Annotated in this window: 18 protein-coding genes; 9 read left to right on the forward strand and 9 right to left on the reverse strand. The window is 42.2% G+C overall.

Annotated elements, in window-relative coordinates:
• Nucleotides 1-60 precede the first annotated feature (60 nt).
• Both AB8881_10765 and AB8881_10770 read left to right on the forward strand, forming a co-directional pair.
• A complete protein-coding gene (locus AB8881_10765) occupies nt 61-1,359 on the forward strand; it encodes an aminotransferase class III-fold pyridoxal phosphate-dependent enzyme (GenBank protein XDZ63017.1) in 1,299 nt (432 codons plus the stop codon).
• Nucleotides 1,356-1,952, forward strand: coding sequence for a formyltransferase family protein (locus tag AB8881_10770; protein XDZ63018.1), 597 nt, complete (start codon nt 1,356-1,358; stop codon nt 1,950-1,952). Before AB8881_10765 ends, AB8881_10770 begins: the two co-directional genes overlap by 4 nt.
• Nucleotides 1,953-2,379: 427 nt before the next feature.
• On the opposite strand, the gene AB8881_10775 is transcribed toward AB8881_10770, so the two are convergent.
• The 4 genes from AB8881_10775 to AB8881_10790 all read right to left on the reverse strand — a co-directional run bounded on the left by AB8881_10775 (nt 2,380) and on the right by AB8881_10790 (nt 6,461).
• A complete protein-coding gene (locus AB8881_10775; protein XDZ63019.1) occupies nt 2,380-3,573 on the reverse strand; it encodes a hypothetical protein in 1,194 nt (397 codons plus the stop codon).
• Nucleotides 3,574-3,583: 10 nt separating this feature from the next.
• A complete protein-coding gene (locus AB8881_10780; protein XDZ63020.1) occupies nt 3,584-4,294 on the reverse strand; it encodes a nucleotidyltransferase family protein in 711 nt (236 codons plus the stop codon).
• Nucleotides 4,291-5,718, reverse strand: coding sequence for a PfkB family carbohydrate kinase (locus AB8881_10785; protein ID XDZ63021.1), 1,428 nt, complete (start codon nt 5,716-5,718; stop codon nt 4,291-4,293). Before AB8881_10785 ends, AB8881_10780 begins: the two co-directional genes overlap by 4 nt.
• 572 nt (nt 5,719-6,290) lie before the next feature.
• Nucleotides 6,291-6,461 carry a hypothetical protein gene (locus AB8881_10790; protein XDZ63022.1) on the reverse strand — a complete coding sequence of 57 codons (171 nt, stop codon included), beginning with the start codon at nt 6,459-6,461 and terminating at the stop codon, nt 6,291-6,293.
• A 384-nt stretch (nt 6,462-6,845) separates the two neighbouring features.
• On the opposite strand from AB8881_10790, the gene AB8881_10795 reads away from it, so the two are divergent.
• Entirely contained in the window at nt 6,846-8,552 is a 1,707-nt protein-coding gene (locus AB8881_10795; protein XDZ63023.1) for a tetratricopeptide repeat protein, read from the forward strand.
• 144 nt (nt 8,553-8,696) lie between these two features.
• Here the strand turns inward: AB8881_10795 and AB8881_10800 are convergent, their stop codons facing one another.
• Nucleotides 8,697-9,872 carry a flagellin gene (locus AB8881_10800; protein XDZ63024.1) on the reverse strand — a complete coding sequence of 392 codons (1,176 nt, stop codon included), beginning with the start codon at nt 9,870-9,872 and terminating at the stop codon, nt 8,697-8,699.
• A 558-nt stretch (nt 9,873-10,430) separates the two neighbouring features.
• Between AB8881_10800 and AB8881_10805 the strand changes: the two genes are divergently transcribed.
• Entirely contained in the window at nt 10,431-10,916 is a 486-nt protein-coding gene (locus AB8881_10805; protein ID XDZ63025.1) for a hypothetical protein, read from the forward strand.
• Nucleotides 10,917-10,937: 21 nt separating this feature from the next.
• On the opposite strand, the gene fliD is transcribed toward AB8881_10805, so the two are convergent.
• Nucleotides 10,938-12,629: a flagellar filament capping protein FliD gene (fliD, locus tag AB8881_10810; GenBank protein XDZ63026.1), complete on the reverse strand. Its 1,692-nt coding sequence runs from the start codon at nt 12,627-12,629 to the stop codon at nt 10,938-10,940.
• A 136-nt stretch (nt 12,630-12,765) separates the two neighbouring features.
• Between fliD and AB8881_10815 the strand changes: the two genes are divergently transcribed.
• Complete coding sequence (locus tag AB8881_10815; GenBank protein XDZ63027.1) at nt 12,766-14,478, forward strand: chloride channel protein; 1,713 nt, start codon at nt 12,766-12,768, stop codon at nt 14,476-14,478.
• A gap of 362 nt (nt 14,479-14,840) precedes the next feature.
• Here the strand turns inward: AB8881_10815 and AB8881_10820 are convergent, their stop codons facing one another.
• Nucleotides 14,841-17,669, reverse strand: a complete 2,829-nt coding sequence (locus AB8881_10820; protein XDZ63028.1) for a flagellin — start codon at nt 17,667-17,669, stop codon at nt 14,841-14,843.
• Nucleotides 17,670-18,077: 408 nt separating this feature from the next.
• Nucleotides 18,078-18,443, reverse strand: a complete 366-nt coding sequence (locus AB8881_10825; GenBank protein ID XDZ63029.1) for a hypothetical protein — start codon at nt 18,441-18,443, stop codon at nt 18,078-18,080.
• Nucleotides 18,444-18,522: 79 nt separating this feature from the next.
• On the opposite strand from AB8881_10825, the gene fliS reads away from it, so the two are divergent.
• On the forward strand, nt 18,523-18,912 hold the full coding sequence (gene fliS, locus AB8881_10830; protein ID XDZ63030.1) for a flagellar export chaperone FliS: 390 nt from the start codon (nt 18,523-18,525) through the stop codon (nt 18,910-18,912).
• Complete coding sequence (locus AB8881_10835; protein XDZ63031.1) at nt 18,902-19,195, forward strand: hypothetical protein; 294 nt, start codon at nt 18,902-18,904, stop codon at nt 19,193-19,195. The genes fliS and AB8881_10835 overlap by 11 nt, the downstream gene beginning before the upstream one ends.
• Before the next feature lie 35 nt (nt 19,196-19,230).
• Here AB8881_10835 and AB8881_10840 read toward each other — a convergent pair whose 3' ends face one another.
• Nucleotides 19,231-20,310, reverse strand: a complete 1,080-nt coding sequence (locus AB8881_10840; protein XDZ63032.1) for a sigma-54 interaction domain-containing protein — start codon at nt 20,308-20,310, stop codon at nt 19,231-19,233.
• 256 nt (nt 20,311-20,566) lie between these two features.
• Here AB8881_10840 and AB8881_10845 point away from each other — a divergent pair, with 256 nt between their 5' ends.
• Together AB8881_10845 and AB8881_10850 are read left to right on the forward strand one after the other, a co-directional pair.
• Nucleotides 20,567-21,790, forward strand: coding sequence for a sigma 54-interacting transcriptional regulator (locus tag AB8881_10845; protein ID XDZ63033.1), 1,224 nt, complete (start codon nt 20,567-20,569; stop codon nt 21,788-21,790).
• Nucleotides 21,791-21,807: 17 nt separating this feature from the next.
• Nucleotides 21,808-22,122, forward strand: a complete 315-nt coding sequence (locus AB8881_10850) for a flagellar hook-basal body complex protein FliE (GenBank protein ID XDZ63034.1) — start codon at nt 21,808-21,810, stop codon at nt 22,120-22,122.
• Nucleotides 22,123-22,135 lie beyond the last annotated feature (13 nt).

Below are 22,135 nucleotides of genomic sequence, written 5' to 3' on the forward strand. Positions count from 1 at the left end.
GAAAGAAATTTAGCGGGGTACAAAAAACAAATATATTTTGAGTAAAATAGATTGGCGAAAATGACAAAATCAAATGTATTTAGGGTTTTTCCAAATGCCCCCATTCCTCCCTTTGCAAAACGAGCCAAAGGATTAAATATTTGGACTAATGCCGGTGAAAAGCTATTAGATGCGACCGCTGGCGGCACTTCCTACGCGATTTTAGGGTGGAACCATCCTCGTATCAACGAGGCTATTAAAAAACAACTCTCAAAATACACGCACCTAGATTACAAAATTTGGTCAGATGAAAATACGGAAATGCTTGCAGATATTTTGTTGAGCAAAGCTGAACATGATTTGAATAAGGTATACTTTTCCGGAAACTCAGGTGCGGAAGCTTGTGAAGCCGCCATGAAAATGAGTTATCAAGCACATTATGACAAAGGTAATTTGGAGAAAAAATGGTTTATATCACGGAAACAATCTTATCATGGCGCGACCTCTGATGCTTTGGCACTTGGCGAGAGGCCTAATCTTGAATTTTACCGCGCAATGTTATCTCCTTATCGAGCGCAAATTGAGATGCACCATCCACTTTATTGCAAGAAAAGTGATGAGAGCGACGATGAATACGCCAAACGGAGCGCAAGAGAACTTGAACAAAAAATATTAGAAATTGGGCCTGAAAACGTTGCTGGCTTTGTTGGCGAAACAATAATGGGCGGGCTAGTAGGAGATGTGCCACCTTGTGTTAATTATTGGAAGTACATGAAAAAAGTTTGTACGAAATATGATGTACATCTTATCCTAGATGAAATTTATTGCGGTACGGGAACAACAGGCAAAATATATTGCTGCGATTGGGATGGTGTTACGCCTGATTTTATTCTTATCGGCAAAACCTTAGCAGCTGGATATGGCGCTCTTAGTGCGGTCATCACCTCCTCAGAAATTGAGGAAACAATAGCAAAAGGGCAAGGAAGACTGCAGCATACAACTACACATCAAGCCCTATCAATAGGTGTTGCTGCAGCATTAGAAGTACAAAAAATAATACACTCTGACGGATTTTTAGAAAATGTACAAAAGATAGGCAGCTTTATGCGGAACCAATTAAAAACAGAGTTGGGTCATTTGCAAGAATTCAGAGATTTACGTGGGCGAGGTCTCCGTTTTTCCCTTGAGCACTATACTTCTGACAACTCATCATTTGCATCAATACTTCAGGCAAGGTTACGCGAGAAACATAATATTTTAATTGACAGTAAGTGGCATCGCACATGCTTTACACCAGCTCTCAATATTTCCAGAACAGAAGCAGAGCAAATAATGGAGTGCTTTATATCAGAGTTTAAAAAAGCAAGCCTTAATCAATGAATGTTCTTTATTTCACAAATAAGGATATTAAAGACCATAACATAATACCAGATGTCATAACCCAAACTGGTGATAGGGTTATTGTTCATTCAAAGTTTGTTACAGAAAAACTTATATCCGATAAGAATATCGATTTTATTGTAGCCGACAGAGCACGCTCACTAATTAAGCAAGATGTGATAAATCTACTTCCTAAACGTATTGTAAATCTTCACCCTTCTTATCTGCCGTGGAACCGTGGTTATCATCCCAATTATTGGAGCGTAGTTGATAACACACCTATGGGTGTGACCATCCATTGCATCGCTGAAGGTATAGATACAGGTGATATTCTTTTGCAAGAAAGAATATACCCAATTAAGGACGATACTTTACGAACCATCTATGACAGATGTCGCGTCGCCATGGTTAAATTATTCAAACATAATTGGGTTAAAATTCGAAATCACCAACTTCCGCCTAAAGCACAAACTCCAGTTTCCACCAACAGTTTGCACATGAAAAGTGATTTCGATGGAGTTTACGAAACATTAGTGAATGGCTGGGACACGCCAATCTCAGAAATCAATCCCATTTTTGAAGACCTTAAATAAACAACTTTTAAAATCCAATTTCAACGCACTAAACCGCCAAATAGGGGGATTATTTTGAGCTTCATCAAACTAGTCTCTATGAGAGTCGATAGTATAGGGCATATAATTTTAAATGCCCTTTGATGTATAAATCCGAACCAAAAACTGAACTCACCATTACTTATCGTTCTGAATAAATATAATATATTGATTAAGAAGCAGTTGATATCGCCGTTAAGTTGGTCAGCGCTCGTTTTGATGTCAGAGTTTCCTAGAATATTATTTCTCGGGCAAAACCTTCAGCACATATTAGTCTTGTTAAAGAAAGTGCTCGGATATCAAAATTATTACGATTGTAATGTTTTATTACGCACCCAATCATGCTTTCGTCTCAGGTGACAACTAAAGTTTTGATATTGAATTTGGCATTGACCGGTTTAGTTCTAGTTTATGCCTCGTCTGACTTTGCAAACAGTTCTTCCACCACTTCTTGACTAAGCTTCTCCCCAGCAAGCTCCAACAGTGGCCGCTCAACACTATCAAAGAGTTTAAACTGAGTGTTTGCCGCCTTAATCCTTTTGAATAAAAGAATATCTTCCGGCATGAGACCATAACAAAGCTGGGAGGCTAAATGGTGCCAAGCGACAGTCAATGATGATTTAACATTTTCAATATTTGTAAAATTATTTAACTCAATATTATTATCTGACGCGTCCATTGCTTCATCAACACCTTGAATGATAGTGGTTGAGGTCTCATCATCCCAAACGTATTTTTTGGATTTTGTTGTCATTGGAAACTGGTCTCCATGATTCATACCATAATGGCTCGAGAACCATGTTTTGGATAGCGCTATTACATCATCATCAAATGAGTTAAATGCCATTGTCCTTGCCTTTGAATACAGTAGAAGGAGAACAGGCCCATTATTCTTTGTAAAATTCAATAAAGCGTTTTCATAGAGCGCTAGCCGCGTAGGGAGATGAACTGACGCTTCGGGAGCCTCCGGCGTATGAGAAAACAGTGCAGGGCAAAAAGCGTGGCTCGTATCTCTTACAACTATTGTCTCGATGCCTCTCTCCTTTAGTTTTGTAATGGTATCTGACCAGACATCATATTTAATGGTGCGTGTGTTGTTTGCATTGTCACGATCAATTTCTCGAACTGTTAGCGTAACATATGGGGCGCCGCCTGTTCTGCTATTTGTAATCTGTTCGGCAATTTTGCGTGCATATGAAGGGGCCTCAAAAAATCCGAGAGAATCCTCTCGAAAAAGTGAAGCCACAAGTTCGTGAGCTACATATTCTGAAGTGGGCTGGTTCAGTGTATACCCCCGCGGGAATATATTATGAGCTGCAAGAGACTGAAATGATATCCCTTGCCGCTCTTCCCATATGAAACTCTCGCAGGATGGCAGCACGCTGATACCGGGTATGATTACATTATTAAAAAATAACTCATTCTGTTCAAATGTTCTGATATTGTCTTCTCGAAATTTGCGATTAGGGCCATGAACAAATATTAACTTTATGTTTGATAATCCACGTCTTATCCTGCATATTTCGGCAGAATACAGGAAAGTGAAAAAGTCATATGAACATGGTGACACAGCCAGATCATAAAAACAAAATAGCGTTTTCATTATTTTCTTTCTAATGTGCCTGTTGTTTTAAAAACCATTGGTTAGCCTCAGCTAATGTTTCTGGCCTACCGATGTCCTGAAAATACCGTTTAGTGAAGTAACAATTTATTCTGCCAATCATCATTGGAATTAAATCCTTACTAATTTCGTAAAGTGTTGGTGCTTTTCTATGTAATTCCTGCAAGAAAGATGCCGAAAACAAATATACTGCGCCACTGGCTTCTGAGGATAGTGGGTGATCCACTTTTTCATGAAAATTAGTTAGAACAAAATTGTCACTATATTCGACAATTCCACATTCGCGTGGCCTATTTGTGCTAAATACAAGCATAGTGCCATCACATGAAGGCGGGCGATTGATGAACGTACTGTACATGCCTTCAAGGTTGTCTTCACAATAATTATCGACATGAACAACAAAACAGTCATCTGTTTTAAGCCATTCTAAATGGTTAGACAGGCTCATCCCGGTTCCTAATAATGTGGGCTCAAAACTGACATTTATCCGGTCACAAAAAGGATGTTTGGAAATGAACGCATCAACTTGTTCTGCCAAATAATGTGTATTTATCACAAAATCAGTAACCCCTAACTTGTCAAGTTTGCCAAGCCAATGATCAAGCATTGTCTGTCCGCCTACTTCCATCAAGCATTTAGGTGTTGACTTGGTTAATTCTTCTAACCGAGATCCCAAACCTGCCGCAAGCAATAGAGCTTTCATGAGAGTGCCTGAATTATTTCTGATGATTTGATTGGTATGTTGCCAACTCTGCCAACTTGAATGAACGCTGCTACGCTTCCAAGCAAACTCGCCTGCCACAAATTGGCGCCAGCCGCCAATGCAAGCGAGGCGATGATCAAAACACTATCACCAGCCCCTGACACGTCAATTGGGTTCATGTTGAGGGCATCCAACCTCTCAGTGTGACGCAAACCATCCTGTTTTTGCACCAATTGTGCTATCATTCCATCACTGCCAAGTTTAAGGAGAATATTTTTCGCTGATGTTATGGTCATCAACTTGTCCGCAAGGACAACAAGTCCGTCATCGTAATTCTGAAGGGCAAGCCGTGCTTCGCGCTCTGTTGGCGTAATGAGATGTACGCCTTTAAAACGGCTGATATCTCCAAATTGTGATGAACTTTGGCTGTCAGCTGACATCATTATATTATGGTCGTTACAGAGATTAATAACACGGTTGACAAGTGGTTGAGGAAGGCAGCCGTAATTAAAGTCAGAAAACACTACAAGATCAGTATCTTTTATGGTCTGTTCTAACTCAGAAAAAATTATACTTTGAAGATGATCAGAGATTGCTTGTTGCGACAATGTGCTGACCCGTAGAAGTGATTTCCCGTGGCTTCTAAACCTTTGCTTGAGGGTTGTAGGGCGCGCGTTGTCAACAACAAAGCTATAATCAACATTACACCTATCTAATTCAGTTGCAGCTAAATCCCTTACGTGATCAGAGCCTACGACTGATAGAAACCGAGTGGATGCGCCAAGTTGGGCTGCATGTGATGCCACAATACCAGCACCGCCAAGAAAATCCTTCGTTTCTTGAGGACTCACAACCAAAGTTGGTTCTTCCTGGGACATGCCAAGCGGAAAACAATCAATATATTGGTCAACAATAGTATCACCGATGACACATACCTTAAGCTTTGCGATCTTATCAATGATGTGTTTCAGTGAGCTCGTTGAAAACTGGTGACGAATTGAAAACGACCGGATGAGCTCCCGTGTGGCTGGTGGGATAGAGAGTCTATATTCTGAGTTACTGCTCGTAGAAAACCCTATTTCACCAGAGCTGAAAATTAGTTCCCCCCCATAACTCTCAATTATTTCAGATTCTTGATTATACTGACCCTCAAACTCCTTGCCTTTAACGATGACATCCGGCTTTAGAGATTTGATGCAGTCAGATAAGGACGTTGAAATAAGAAAGGATTTGTCGACAAGTTTGATTGAAGCAACTGACTCAAGTCTCAGATCTTCAGGTACATCTACCGCATTGCCCGCGAGCTTATCACTAAACACCCCGACCAACAGTGTTTTTGAAAATGTCCTTGCAAACTTTAAAAGCCTGATGTGACCAGGATGCAAAACATTGAAATTACCGGTTACTAAAACTGTTTTTTTCATACTAAGCCCTAGGTTATGTGAACTCCTACCCCCCCCTGTTCTTTGGAAGAATAAGAACATTAATTCAGATGGCTGGTGTTATCATAAGGTTAACTGAATTCAGACTTTTTCACTGCTTAATTACATAGCTTAGCAATATCATAGAAACGTTTGGATGAAATTAGCATTATTTTCTTTGAGTTCAACTTCTGTTCCAAATAGCTGTCAGAGACAGCGTGTTTGGCCTTCCTCAAATCTCTCTAACCATTCGAATGGGATGGACGATTATGAGTGGGCCTCTGTCCAGGCCCCAATTTATGTAACATTTTCCAATTAAGATTTCTTGATCAAATGTTCCATTAAGCCTCTCATCATATCCGTTTTCCCAAAACAATTTCTACTTATTGGATTGTGGACCGCCACAGAAGAGTTTTGATTAGAACTTATGAGGCTCTCGCAGAGTTAACGTTTAATTTTTTTCAGTTATTCAATTAGCCAGTTTTATTTCCAGGTTTTTTAGGGTTTGGCTCCATTAACCCAGCTTTTTCTGTCTGTAGAGCTTGAGTGTTTCATATCAGTGGCTTTTGAACTTTCTAACCCCAGCGCCAGTCCCGGTTAGTTGGAAGCAGAACATGTATATATGCGCCCAAGGCTTCGGCCAAATGGATGGTCGCTTTGTCTATAGAAACCATATAATCACAAACTGAGATTAGCGCTGAAAAAACATCCAGGTCATTATAGATATCTATTTCTGAAGCTTCCATCACATCAATCTTATGATTCTTTTTGAGGTCTGCAGTTTCATTTGAAGCATAGCCATATTGAAAGCTAACGAGTGTTTTTCAGGTTTGTTTAATAGCCTTGCGATATCAGCTAATGAAATATTTCTTTGGCGTGCAGCTGGAATTGTTGATTTTGAGGATCAGCTTATGCCAATCAGAGTACCATCCTTGTTTCCAATGATTTATTTTCTTAGTTCAAGAGCTTGCTCGTTTTGGCACAACAAATAAGGTTTGGCACCTTTTATAAAACTTTCAATTATTAAGGTAAATAACCTGTCAATAACCATTTTTTCAACACAACCGGCATGCCAATTGCTTATCAAATTGAGTAATATTTCAGAAACTACGTATTTAGAAACGTTTTAAATGCTGACGTCACAAAGAAATAAAAAAAACTTGAAAACTCGAATGTCAGATAAGGGTAAGTTGCAATTAATTTTGGCAGCGGGTTTTGAGCGTCATAAAAATGGAAACTTGAATGCTGCTAAAATGCTTTATGCGGAGGTTTTAAAAGTCACCCCGGATAATTTAGATGCCTTAAACCTTTTTGGTTTATTGCACTACCAATTACTCGATTACAAGATGGCGTTATCATCGTTTTCGCGGGCTATAACCCTCAAGCCTGAATGGAGTGAAGCTCTAAAAAATCGAGGCACTGTTCTTAAAGAACTTTTTCGATTTGATGAGGCATTAAAAGACTTGGACAGGGCGGTTTCGATTAACCCAAACAATTTCGAAGCCTACAATAACCGAGGCAACGTTCAGCATGAGTTAAAGCGCTTTAATGAGGCAATTGACGACTATAGCCAAGCAATTCGCATTAACCGTTATTATTCAGATGCTCTTTTTAACCGTGCAAATACACTCAAGGAATTAAAACGGTTCAAAGAAGCACTCAAAGACTTTAACGAGGCTATAACTCTCAATCAAAATGAAGTTAGGTATCATAACAACAGGGGTGTTATTTTAAATGAGCTTGGTCGATTTGATGAGGCGATGGCTGATCACGACAAAGCCATATCCCTACAGCCTGATTATGCAGAGGCCTTCAACAACCGAGCATTGGTATTAAAGGAGTTGGGTCGTTTTGGCGAGGCGATGGCTGATTTGAATAAGGCCATTGCTTTGGATCCAGATTATCCTGAGGCACATTGGAACAAAGCGCTTCAACTTCTTCTATTTGGTGAGTTTGAGGAAGGCTGGCCACTTTGTGAGTGGCGCTGGAAAACCAAACAACATATTGGAACAGAGCTCACCACGTCAAAGCCACGATGGTCAGGTGAAGCTAATAAAAGGGTCTTTTTATGGGCTGAACAAGGTATTGGTGATGAGATCATGTATGCCTCGCTCATTCCTGAGCTTGCCGCCACTTCATCTAAGCTGATCGTACAATGTGATGAGAGGCTTATCCCTCTCTTTAAAAGATCATTTGTAGATGGCATCGAATATCGGTGCAGGAAAAGCCCAGCGCTGGAAGATAGTTATGACTGTCATATCCCAATGGGATCTTTGCCCAATATATTTAGACCATCATTAGATAGCTTTTCTAAAGCGTCGAAAGCATATCTGCGTTGTGAGAGTGAACGTTCACAAGAGTTGAGAAAAACTCTTTTAAAAGGTGAGGCCAAGACCCTTATTGGTATCAGCTGGAACTCATCTTCACCAATTGCAGGCGCACATCATAGAAATATTACTTTAAGTGATATGGCACAGCATCTAGACGGGCCCAACGTAAAGCTGGTCAATTTACAATATGGTGATGTCTCTGATGAAATTGCCAAGTTGAGGGAAGATCACGGCATTGAGGTTGCCGAGGCGTCAGAGATTGATAACCGCAACGACATTGATGGCCTGGCTGCGCTTATTATGGCGTGCGATCAGATCGTATCTATTGATAACGCAACAGTGCACCTTGCTGGCGCTCTTGGTGCTAACACCAGAGTTCTATTGCCCTTTAATCGAAGCTGGCAGTGGGGGTTAGAGCGCTCTGATAGCTATTGGTATGGTTCACTCCAACTCCACAGACAAAAAAAACCTGGTGACTGGAAACATGCCCTTAAAACCATAAAATAGCGTTAAACAATAATAAAATGGTCATCAACTGAATCTTCGATGAAATCAACAGGTCGTTTGAGCGGCTTTATTGTTCAATTCATTGAAAATATGACAAAAGGGGGCGATTTCTCGCCCCCTTCATCAAACAGTCGTGAATGTTGCTTATTGCAACAAGCTGAGGACGGACTGCTTAGACTGGTTAGCTTGGGCCAACATCGCCGTCGCTGCTTGAGCGAGAATCTGTTGCTTGGAGAGGTTGCTTGTTTCTGTTGCAAAGTCAGCATCAATAACACGTCCCACTGACTGCTCAGTCAGCATTGAGCTCTTTGATAAGTTATCAATGTTGTGCGAAAGCCTGTTCTGGATCGCACCAAGCTTCGCCTGTGCGGAAGAAACTTCTTCTAGTGCCTTATCCAAACTCTCAATCGCATGTGTAGCATTTGCCGTGGTCTCAACTTTAATATCCGCAAGCGTGGCTTCACTCGCAGCACTAGCTATTAGTGATATTTGCTCTGTGTGGGCCGAGCCCGTACGAGGTGTATATACAACATTAAAGGTATAAGTATTTGCTGCCATTGCTGTAGTGCTTGTCAACTTTCCAGTCTTGGCGTCAATCGAGAAGTTTGCTGCAGTTCCACCTGACACTTTAAAGGTCCCGAGTGAGTCACTCTTAAATGCTTCTTTAAAAGCTGTACTAAAGATGCTTGTGTCAATTTCCACTGTCGATGCTTTAGTAGTTCCCATCGTCACTTTAATACCAGTGGCAGCACCTGTCGAAGTAACACTGGTGGCTGATTGAACAACTGCTCTATTCTTCACAAACCCAGTGATTTTGGCAGAGTCCGATGTTTTAAGTCCATCAACACTAACCCGTATGGTCTCAGCATTTGTGTTGCCAGCGCGGATGCTCTGGTCGTAAGAGCCATCCAAAACTTTGACGCCGTTAAATCGGGTATTGGTCGCGATCTTATCAATTTCGGCTAGAAGCGCGTTCACTTCCAGTTGCGCATTATCACGGTCCTTTGCAGTATAGATACCGTTCTCCATCTGCACGGCAAGTTCACGCATACGCAAGATCATGTTAGAGATCTCACTCATGCCGCTCTCAGCCGTCTGAACAAGAGAGATCCCGTCCTGTGAGTTCCGGATAGCCATCTTGATACCGTTTAACTGGCTTTTCATTTTGTTTGCAACAGCCAAACCAGCAGCATCATCAGCAGAGCTGTTAATGCGCAAGCCAGAAGATAGCCGCTCCATGGATGTTTGCATTTTGTCGTTGGCTTTGGTGGAATAGGTGCGCGCCATCAACGCACCAACATTGGTGTTTATAACAGTCATCGTTAGATCCTCATCTAGTTTGATGTTGGAAGCTTTTTGAACTTCCTGCTGAAATCTCCAACGACATAAAAATTAATTTTTTAGTTAAAACTCAAGAGTTGGTGAATTTGATATCAAAAATAAACTTTTTAAGCGTAATTTAGCTGTAAGCATATGAATTTTTTCACCAATTAAGACAACCTTCTCTAATTAGTCTCTGAACTCATTTAATGATAACCTCGAGCAGCAGTATGCCCATGTTCCAATGCGCTGTGTTGTCTCATTGAATTGAAATGTTTTTCCCCTGTTCGCTGACGATTTGAGATGCTCTTGCACTATGGCAGATTAAGTCTGCGTACTCTTTCAAGATCAACATATAAAGCGTCAGATTCGAGACCGGTTGTTGGAGCCATTCGTTTTTCGCAAGAGGCACAAGTTTTGAGTGGCGTTTAAAAAAAGCTTATTTGTATGATTTTTATATGGAATCATACTATGATGTTGACCGCTTTGGCTCTATGTAATAAGAAAACAACCGCGTCGAAAACGTAGCATAGAAATAGACAGGATCGGAGTAGTGTGATGGCAAAATGCCCTGACTGGATTTTTGATATTGTCAGCACACGCACTTGCATTCTGTTTTTGACTTCAAGCCATCCGCTTGAATTGTCAGCAAATCTTTTTTGCCAGACGCTGAATCAAAGTTATGATGTTACTGAACCAAAAGGGGTTGCTGAGGTCGCTGAAGAGATGGTCAGGTTCCTAAGCGAAATCAATGCTGGTGAGGATGCTGTAATATTTCTGAATGATTTTATTTATTTCAGGATAAATTATGAAACAAAAGCCAAGAAACGTAATTTAAAGCCTTTATTCGGTAATCCTGAAGAGGGGGTTGCTCAAGCCAGTCACAGCGATGCATTGAAACGTTTCAAGGCCTATGTTTTTGGACTTCGGTCAAATAATTCCCCTATGCCTCCACCGGCTTGGGATATGGTTGATAACGCGTCCCCATTACCTATTGTTAAAGCATTGCTCCAAGCCAGCATTAATCCGTTAGATGCGCTCTAACCTGGAACGCTTTAGGACTGTTTAGTCGAGCCCAGCTCTCCAGGAGTCCATGAAGTTGGTAAGATATTCACCAGTCTTTTTGAAAGAGGAGACTGCGCTTTCCATAGCAGCAAATTGTTGAGTGTACCGGGCCCGAGTTGCCTCCATAGCTGTCTCAAGTTTTAACAATTCTTCCTCATAGTTTTTAATCTCTGAGCTGTATGTGCTTATTTTATTGTCGATGGCATTGCCTGGTAACAAGACAGTCCTAGAAAAATCTCTGAGAGATTGAATTAAGCTTGCTCCGATGTATATCTTAGTATCTGGTGCGCCACTCGACGGAACAATGTTTATCCCAAGCGTATTTGTACTATCACCTTTGAAAATTCCGTTTTCAAGAACCATGGGAGCGCCGTCTAGCGTTGCGCCAGAGAAGGACACGCGGTCGTCGGCGCTTGTTAAAGATAAATCATAGGTCCCTGCTTTATAGAGACTGCCAGTTCCAGTTGCTTTGATAAGGCCGCTTCCACTAGTTACTTGATTTTGTGTCAACGCTGCGAAATCACTAGGGTAATTTTTGAAGTAATCTGCAAATTTTATAGTGTCTATACTAAGAGATCCGTCTAATTCAGTCATGACACCAAAATTTGATAAGAAAATTGGTTCATCTTTGTAATTAGAAATTGGTGTAGTCGTGATAGACTTTAGGCGATTGATATAAGATCTTACCAGTGTGTCTCCCCTGAGAGGGCCACCTTCGCCTCCCTCACTTCCCATATCAGTCATATTACTCATCGATGTACGTAACGAATTTATTTCGGTTACAAACGAAGTCAATATTTCAAGCGCCTGCTTTTCGTCATAAGCTGCTCCAATTTCTATATTAGTAGCGCTAGTTTTCTCTAAGCCAAGAGTTACGCCTGGTAATAAATCGGATATGGTATTTGTTGGCCTTGTTATTGTTATGCCGTCGAGTGTAAAAGCAGCGTCAACTCCTGCAACAACTTGTTTTGCTGTATCGGTTGAAGCAGGGTTCTCAAAATTAAGTTGTGATATTGCGACATTCGAAGCGTTTCTGGCTTCAATTTTTATTTGTTTATTCTCACCTAGTGCCGATTTCACCATTAGCGAGTAAGTGTCAGTGGCTGTTTTAATAACGGTTGCAGTCAAATCCATGTCTGAGAGATTATTAATTTGCGATGCAACATCTTGAATTGTTGTGGAGGCTGTCATCGTTATCATTTTTTGAGCAATGGTAGTGTCTCGGGTAAAACTATCTCCAGAATAATTGCCAATCGAGAAAACAAGTGTTCCCGCTTCAGGTACTGTACTAGTTGCGCTAGCGAAGCCACTGAATGACAGTGTATGAGCTGCTGCGAGCGTTGAAACGGTGACGTTGTGTATAAACGGTTTTAAAGAGCCGGTATTGTCAGCTGTCACAGTCACAGCTGTTGACGATGATGCGGTTACGAGAGCGTTTTGGTCTGCGAGTAGCGCCATATTAGTATCAAACGTTGTAAATTCGCTCTTGACTTGGCCCAAACTTGATATTGAAACGTTTTTTTCTTCTACTTGCTCATTGATTTTATTTTGTTTTGGCAGGACTTCAGCATTTACCAGTGTGTCAACAATTTGGGTTGTGTTCAGCCCGCTGCCAGCATTCAGCGCGCTGATATAGTCAACGCGTTGTGTTGGTGTTGTTGTAGTTGTGGTTGAAGTTGGTGTTGTTGCCATAAAATTCTCGTCGGTGTCTTGGGCCTTCGTTGATGCAATTTCTGTGCCGCATTGGATCATCATAATTACTTGATCTAAATAAGATTTTATGACTACCATTTCCAGCACTGCTATAACAATGCTCTTAGGTATAGCTATGACTTCATTACGGCAGAAAAATCAATTATTTAGGCAATTCAGAGCTATGCTCGGTTTGTTGATGCTTAGCGGTCTTTTCGGCGTGCTCATATCACTGGTTGCAAATTACTTTGTTATGATGGTCAAGTGGTTTGCTGCATTGAGAGTATCTAATGACTCATTTTTTGAGGTTGGTGGTCTTTCGTTTGCTCCAATCCTGTGGCTTTTTGCTGCTGTCCTAATATTATACTGTGTGAGAAAGTCCTTTGATATTACTCGCTGGCATGGGCCCTCTGATGCTGTATATGCATGCCATCGCACTGATAATGAATTAGATTTGAAAAGAGGCATAGGGTCTACCTTTGCAGCTTTAATTTCTTTGTGTGGTGGTGCGCCGGTTGGTCAATATGGCCCACTGGTCAATTTTGGCGCAACGATTGGCAGTTTTGTCTCAGAATCTCTTAAATCAAGGTCCCTAACTCCGGAAATATTGATGGGGTGCGGTGTAGCTGCTGCGATATCTGCAGGCTTTCATGCACCAATAGCGGGTATTGTTTTCGCCCACGAGGCTGTCTTGAGGCATTTTTCTCTAAGGGCTTTGGTGCCTATTGCAGTGGCTAGCACAACTTCTGCCGCTTTTGGCAATTGGGCATTTGGTGGTTCAGTTCTGTTTTCGCTGAACCTTGATGCACCTGAGCTCTTGCCCCTGATGCCAGCCTTAATTTTGAGCGGCATGGTTTTTGGGGTAGTTTCCTTGATTTACATGAGAATGATTTTTTTCTTTGCGTCTGTTCCGCCTAAAATCAATGTTGGATACATGCCCTTTGCATTAATTGCAGCATTTGTAACCGGGGTTTTTGGAATGTTTTTTCCTGAAGTCTTGGGCCTGGGTGTTGACGTTATTTTTAAATTTATCACACAAGACTTTGCTATTTCGGTCATTATAATTTTGCTAGTTTTAAAGGTGTTTTTAACCACTCTTTGTATTGGTTTTGGTATTTTTGGCGGCGTTTTTTCTCCAGCTCTTTTTATCGGAGCGGCTACTGGACAATTTATGTCAAGTCTTTTAGCGAATACAGCTCTCTTGAGCACGACCTCAATTTTGGCTGTAAGTGGGATGGCTGCAGTTGCGGCTTGTGTTGTTGGTGCACCACTCGCGGTGGTTATGATTATTCTCGAGCTGACAATGTCCTATGAATATACGATTGCCGCCCTTGTTTCCACTATGGTTGCTGTGTTGATAAGCAATAGCTTTTATGGGCATTCATTTTTTGACAAACAGTTGGAACAACGTGGTATTGACCTATCTCAGGGACGTGGAAATCTCGAACTGATGTTGAAAAAAGTCGACACGATCATATCCCAAGACTACCTTACTGTTTCAGCCGACGAAAAAATATCATCAGTGATTCAAAAAATGTCAAAAAACAAAAACAGTGAGGCTTATTGCATCGATGGACGTGGTGAGTTTTTAGGCAAATGCAAGTTGGCTGAGATAACCTCAGTTAGCAAAAGTAAAAGCATAAAACATTTTCTGGAAAAAGAACCGATATCAATTAAGTTCGACGCCTCAATTTTACAGGCTATTGAAGTTGCAAGTAACTTTGTGGGAGAGAGCATACCTGTTATATCGCGCGTTGATGGCCGTTTGGCTGGTGTTGTTACTGAGGCAGATATCTTCCAAGCGTATATGTCAACGCAGGTAAAAATCAATGACCTTGAGCGGCGTTAATTCTTTGGTCTATTGAATGAAGTGTAAGCATCTGGTTCTTAATGAAATATTTTCACAGTTGCTTTTAAAGTTGTGAGTCAGGGTGAGTTTTGTATCTCTTTCACAACAAACTTTCTGTTTATACTTTTGGCTCATGTTTGCAATATGCAAACTTTTGCATATGAAAAACGATCATTGCGGTCACGTTTAATGATTTTGAGATAAAGTATTGTCCTCAGATTTTAATTAATTTTCTTGAAACCTAATTTCGAATATTTTTGTTTGGGGTAGCATTTTGACTCAATAAAATTGAGTGAGCAGGGTAGAGAAGTCGAGCTTCTCTCGCTTTGGCTAAACCCCAATTCAAATCAAATGGTTAACAACTATTCCAACAAAATCAAATTTAATTGTTTTGAAATGTTGGCCTGCGCCAGCATTGCTGTGGCGGCATTATTAAGAATTTGTTGCTTTGCAAGACGTGAGGTCTCGATTGTGTATTCGGCATCAAAAACTCTTGAACGTGCTAGCCTCATATTATTGGCGATGGAGGATGTGCTTTCAGTGGAGTGCTTCAAGCGGTTAATCAGAGCACCAAATTTTGAGAGCTCAGTAGACGTTTGAGAAATAGCCAATTGCAATATGCCAACAGCATTTCCAGCATTAGCAATAGTTTGCAGGTTGATTTTATCGACTGTGTGCTGTTCTCCCGCTGGGAGATTCTCTCGTTCAATATAAATATTATCAAGATACATTTCTGCGCCTAGAAGTTTGCCGCCGGTGTCATCATATGTGCCGTTTATAAAAACGTATTTGTAATTACCACTGGTTTGAACGGTGTGCGACACAGTTGCCCAGTTTGTCGAGCCTGCGGGGCTTTGAGTTTCGTTAAGAAGTATCTCAGTCGCGCCAGTGTTAACATCAACTATGTACGCGAATACATCAAAGGAGTCATTCGTGCCTGACGCCTTCCAATCAAATTTAACCTTTTCACCAGCATTGATTTCTTTGGCCTCGGATGAAACAAGAACAGGGCCGTGGACAATGTCATAGCCATTAACACTTGTCATAGTGCCAGTATCAAGTTTTATGTAGCCATTTTCAATGCTGAAGCCGGTTGAATTGTCATCGCCTAAGGTGCCGAAACTCAAGGGCCGGGCGCTATCATCTGTTCCTGGGGGTGTTTTCAAAGTTTTTATAGTGAGGTTTCCGGCGCCGGCTGCAAGATCTGACCCAGCCAGCGTAACGGTGCCACCTGCAGTATAACCTGATCCCCCAGTTGCGCTCACACTGACACTAGCCGCGTTTCCGTTCATAACGATATTATCGGCACCGTCAGTTGCGCCAAGCTGGCTTCCTAAAATAGTAATTTGTTCGCCCAGTTTATAACCACTACCAGCATTAGTAACACTTACGCTGATATTGGCATCGCCAACGGTCACGTTAATATCATCAGTCCCCGCGCTGCCACCAATTAGATTTCCAGGAACAGTTATTACGTCACCCGCAGCATATCCAGTTCCTGCACTCGCGAGGCTTATGCTGACGTTCGCGTCACCAACTGTGAGCGCAATATCATCACCGCCAGGGCCTGCGCCAGCGTTACCGCCAATGAGATTGCCAAGAATAGTGATTGCTTCACCTCTAACATATCCACTGCCTGTACTTGTTTGGACTATGCTCACATCTGCGGCGCCTATCGTCAGAATGAGATCTGCCCCTCCACCAATAGACGACCCTGAAATCTTCAGCTGATCTCCTACATTGTAACCTGAGCCAAGGTTGACTGCTGTTGCATCTATATTACCAGATCCGTTGATGCTTACGTTGAAAGTGGCCCCGCTTCCGCCTCCAGTGATGGTTGTTGCTGCAATGTTACCATAATTCGTTGAAAAAAGCTCTCCATTGGCTGTGCTGTTGCCTGAAGTCTCATTAAATTTCATTTGTCCAATTGAGACTGTATATTTTGCAGAAGTTCCTCCCGCAGCAGGTGCCGAAGCCGAAACATTACTAAAAGTCTGCCCCATCATCGCTGTGTTATTGGTTGTCGAGGATGTTGGTGTGGTAGTCATCTCTCCTACCGTTACATTAAACAAAGCGCCTGTGCCTGCCCCACCTGTTCCAGGTACATTCGTGAAGGTCTGGCCCATCATTGCGGCATTCGAGGTTGTTGATGATGTTGGCGTGATGGTCATTTCTCCAACCCTAACTGTGAACTCAGCAGGAGTGCCGCCAGCTGCTGGTGCGGAGCCAGGAATATTAGTGAAAGTTCTGTTCATTAACGCTGCATTGCCCGTGGTTGTTGAGCTGGAAATTGTCACAGAGCTGAGATCCCCAACCGTTACATTAAACAATGCACCAGTGCCTGTTCCTCCCGTACCACTTATACCAGTGTGCGTGACGCCATACGTCAATGCAGTATCACTTGTTGTCGATGAGGTGGGGGCCACTACTAAACTGGGAACCGCATTACTGAAGGGACGAGGTGTAGGATCTTCGGGTATTGCAAATCCGGCAATTGTATTCGCAATTGAAACATTGTCTCGATTATTTATGTTGGCTGGACCGGCTGATCCATCTTGCCCCAGTTCGATTCTTTTGTTGTGGATTTCCCATCCTGGTATTGCGCTGACATCGGCTGCCGGGCTGGTAACTGGGCCGGCGGCGTCAAAACCCCCATTGGTAAAGGTTGTTGTTTCCCAGTATCTTCCCAGTGAGGAACTTACCAGTTTTTCTATGCTCAAAAGAATGTGGTCGCCATTGAAAGCCCCTGTTTGGATAGTCTTCCCCTCAAAACTTCCGTCCAAAAGACTGACTCCATTAAACTTGGTGTGAGCGGCAAGGCGGTCCATCTCTTGTATCAAGCCCGCTGACTCAATTTCTAGATTATCTCTGTCTCGTGCGGTGTATACGCCATTCGCAGATTGAACGGCTAACTCTCTTATTCTGAGTTGCATGTCGAGTATTTGGGACAAGGAGTTTTCCGCAGCTGCTAACAGGCTGATCATATTTGCTGAGTTTCTAGCCCCTATTTCGTAGCTTTTTATTGACCTTGTCATCTTGTTACCAACAGCCAAGCCAGCAGCGTCATCAGCGGCGCGATTTATGCGCAAGCCAGATGAGAGACGCTCCATCGACGTCTGCATTTTTCTATTGGCTTTAACCGCATAGGTTTTTGCCATCAATGCAGCAGCATTGGTATTAATTACAGTCAAAACTTGGTCCTCGTTTTGTCTGATGAACTATTTTTTCAAACCAGAAAACGACCAAATTGACATATTGTTTAGCTAGTTAATTTCCGTTTTTTTTCGGATTTATATGACTATTCGATGCCATGTTGATAGCTAGAGCAATGATCAAAAATGAAATAAGATTGTTTATGCTTTTGTAAAGCTGGTCAAAAAAATCTCTGAACTAAGCTAAAAAGCAGGCACTAGTTGCCAAGCAATCGCAGAGAGAGATGTTTGATCAGTTTGTTCACTGAAAAGGCCGAAGTCTTGTCAGTGTTTCACGAGACCGCCGCGGACTAATGATCAATCATGGTTTTGTTGGGTGAGGTGTTTTTTGAGGTTGCTGCCGTTTTTGGAACTTATGAGGCTGCCCTCGTTAGCTGCTTTTGAAGTTTAGGCAAGAATATCTATCTGTTCACGAAATTTTGGTGCTTCTTTGTACAGGTTTGACACCCGAGCCTCCTTAGTACTAGCTACGTTATGAACAAATGTACCACTTATCAATGCACGTGCAGCAAGGAAGTTTTCAGATGTTACGGCAGATGGCGCCTGCCTTGGATGGTAAATTTGAGTAAGAGGTTTTTGGTGAAACTCTCTAGCTAGATCAGACAGCCGATTTGATGGCTCTACAGCTTTATTTTCTGACCGATAATTTGGCACAGCCCTTGCAATAGTCGTGTTGGCGGGAGCGCCTTCGTCAATCAAAAGCGCTGCATTAGGCCTAACGGCCGGATTTGATGCGGGCAATGCATAAACCATAGACAAACTATAGAGTTTTTACGTTATATGTTCAAGTTAAAGTTAAAGTTGAAGCCTAATGTCCCAAAAATATAAAAAGATGACCGATGTTTATCAGAGCACAGAGCGCAACGCCCTTGCTGAGACGGAAGACCCGCACAAGCTTGTTCTGATCATGTTTGATGCTCTTATCAAATCAATGGAAATTTATATTGATAATATTGATTTAAAGACCGCTGATTTGGATCTTCGATCAAAACATTTCTCAAGATCGCTTACAATCATTTACTCTCTTCAATCGAGCCTAGATTTTGAAAAAGGCGGCGAAATAGCTACAAATCTATTTCAGACATACGAATTTGCGAGGCAAATGATTATCGGAAGCATCAAGGACATGGATGGTGAGGGGCCGAAAAGGGCCGTGTCGCTATTATCTGATATTCGAGAAGCTTGGGCTCAGATGGGGGAACAATTAACTGATGAAAAGTGATCTTTCCAAACAGTTCGACTCCCTTAATAGAGAGATCGTAAAATCAATAAACGCCAAGGACTATGCTCGCGCAACCCTGCTCGATCAAGCAAGGCAATCGATATTGCATGATCTGGCCTCTTCGGATCTTCAAGCTGTTGACGAGGAGTTTTTTTCTGTTTTGGAGCAATCTGCTCGGGAAAACTCAAAGCTTATCGTTATTGTTGAACGAGAGATGCAAAAAATTAGTGGAGAAACTGGACGCTCTATTCGCGCTCACCAAGGCTATGGAAGACATTTGTAGGCAAAAAAAATTTTATATGGTGCTTTTATCTACAGTTAGGTCAATGGCTTTTGGATCATTAGTTTTTTCATTTTTTCTATCAATGTTGTACGTCTAAGTTTTAAGCTATCCGCAGCTTGGCTAACCATTCCATCGCTTTTCTCAAGTGCTGCTTCAATCAGAACAACCTCTACTTCTTGCAGGTGTCTTCTGAGGTCAATATTATCGAAATAAGCGAACCAGTCTTTGTAATGCATTGGGTGAGGGACTGGAGCTTCTGGGAGCATGGACTCACCCGTAGACGTGCTATCTAGGCCAAAACTCTCAGTAGCCTCCCAAAGCGCGTCCTGTTCCTCGACGGGATCAGGAGCCCGAAGCCTCAATAAATGGTCGCGAACATGTTTGGCTTCAATCTTGCTGCCTGGAAATAACAGGCAGGCACGTTCCATTACATTGCGTAACTCTCGAACATTGCCAGGCCACGGATAACGCATAAACTCTTGCATTGCGCTATCCTCAAAACTAGGAAGGGAGCTCTTGCCTTCTTGTTTTGCAAGTGATTTTTTGAGAGCGTTTATAATCTGTGGTATGTCTACGGCGCGCTCAGCAAGGGCTGGGAGCTTGATCGGGAAAACATTAATCCTGTAAAAAAGATCGGCGCGGAATTTGCCAAGTTCTATATCACCTTCGATGTTTTGATGAGTGGCGCAAACAAGCCTCAGATCAATTGAGATGTCTTTTCCACCACCAACTCTCTGGATCGTGTGGGTTTCAATCGCGCGCAGGAGTTTTGCTTGCAGCGGCAAAGGCATGTCACCTATTTCATCAAGAAATAATGTGCCCCCTGACGCCATTTCAAACCGGCCAACACGTGTTTTTTCAGCGCCAGTAAATGCGCCTTTTTCATAGCCAAAAAGTTCAGATTCCAGAAGTTCGGCTGGGATAGCTGAGCAGTTGATTGAAACCAGTTTTCCTTTTCTGGCTGAAATCTTGTGGATATTCTGGGCGACCAGCTCTTTACCGGTCCCAGTTGCGCCCAAAACCAAAATAGTGGTTTTAGATGGCGCTGCAATATCGATCAGCCGCCTTACATCGCGCATTAATGCGGATTGGCCAACGAGTTCATTATCAACCACACTGCACACTCATGTTTGGGTTAAACATACCTTCTGACCTCACCTTTGAACCTTAGACCATAGTGTCAGAAAATTGAACAGAAAAAGTATTTGTTCAATCTGGGCGTCAGAAAATTGTAGCTATAACGTCTGATCGTGACATTTTAAAAATAAAACAAGAAAAATCATATACATAAGAGATTTTTTTGGTTTCCCGACAAACTTGGCTCGGATTTTGCCTTTTACCCTCCGCAGAGTTTTTTGGGAGACTTGAGACATGGTTAGAGTGTGCATAGAAAGACAGTACTTACCAATCGCCGATGCGTTGTGCGACATTTTTAAAATGCGAATGGCAGATGTTGGTATTCGAGGTAATGGTCCTGTTGAAGCATCTCGTGACAGTTCCACCAAGATTAAAAATATGAGTGAAACCCAACAGTTTTACGACGTATTTTTATGTGGTGCGGAATTTGCGGCCAAGGTAGGCAACACGTCAGCTATTGTTGACATTGCGCGTAGCATGAAAGCCAAGAAAATTTTGGTTGTTAATTCGGATGGTGGCTCTCAATGTTCCATAACTTCCGACATGAATGGAAAATTAATCCATATCACCCTACCAAAAATTGCTGCAAATAAATCAATTTCCCAAAATTATTGTCATCAAATTATCGCAACTCTGTGTCTGGATGATGAACATATCGCTGTTGCTGATCCAAAAAGTCTACAGTTGATGCAACTTGCAAAGCGTGTTGCGACAACAGACGTAACGGCATTCATCAACGGACCAACCGGCACTGGCAAAGAAGTACTGGCAAAATTTATCCATAACCACTCACATCGCAAAGAAAATGCATTTGTTGCGGTCAATTGTGCGGCAATCCCCGAAAACATGCTTGAGGCGATATTATTTGGGCACGAAAAAGGTGCGTTCACTGGTGCCTCAACTGCAAATAAAGGGATTTTTCGCGCCGCTGATGGTGGCACATTGCTCCTGGATGAAATTTCTGAAATGCCGTTGTCTCTGCAAGCAAAGCTGCTTCGAGTCTTGCAGGAACGAAAAGTCACCCCGCTGGGTAGCCAACGTGAGATTGATGTTGATGTTCGGGTGATTGCGACGACCAACAGGGATATGCTGGCTACAATTAATGACGGAAAATTCCGAGAAGATCTATTCTATCGGTTGAATGTGTTTCCTTTAACGACAAAACATTTAGCCAATCGTATCGACGATATCATACCAATCAGTAGCATCCTATTGGCACGCCATAGCCCAAATTTGGAAGCCCTTCCCTTCATTGATGACGATGCCACTGACATCTTGCTGTCTTATGGTTGGCCAGGAAATGTACGCGAACTGGAAAATGTTTTGCAGCGGGCCATTGTTTTGTCATCGGGTGGCAAAATCATGGCTGGCGACATAATGGTCGATGGCACGATCCAAGAGCGCATTACTCGAAGCATTTCCACGGAAACAATGCTCTCAAGAAACGCAACTGCTTAAATTTTTAGAGGATAAACATGACGCAAGTTAGTTCAATGACAGGTCCAATTTCTTCACTTCGTGCTCAGCTTCGGGCCCAAGCAGATGCCGCGCTCGCCCCCGAGGTTAACAGCACACCATTTACAAGCAGAATGGGCGACGCATTGAAAGAGGTTGCCAGTGCTCAAAATCAAGCTGCTGATATAACCAAGGCCTACGAGCTGGGTATGGAAAATGATATTTCTAAGGTCATGATTAGCCAACAGGTTTCAAGCCTCGGATTTCAGCTCACGCTAAATGTAAGAAATAAAATGCTGAGCGCATACAAAGACATCATGAACATGCCGGTTTAGGCGGGCAGCGATA

The sequence above is a fragment of the Alphaproteobacteria bacterium LSUCC0396 genome (genome assembly GCA_041228345.1).
GTDB lineage: Bacteria > Pseudomonadota > Alphaproteobacteria > Puniceispirillales > Puniceispirillaceae > UBA3439.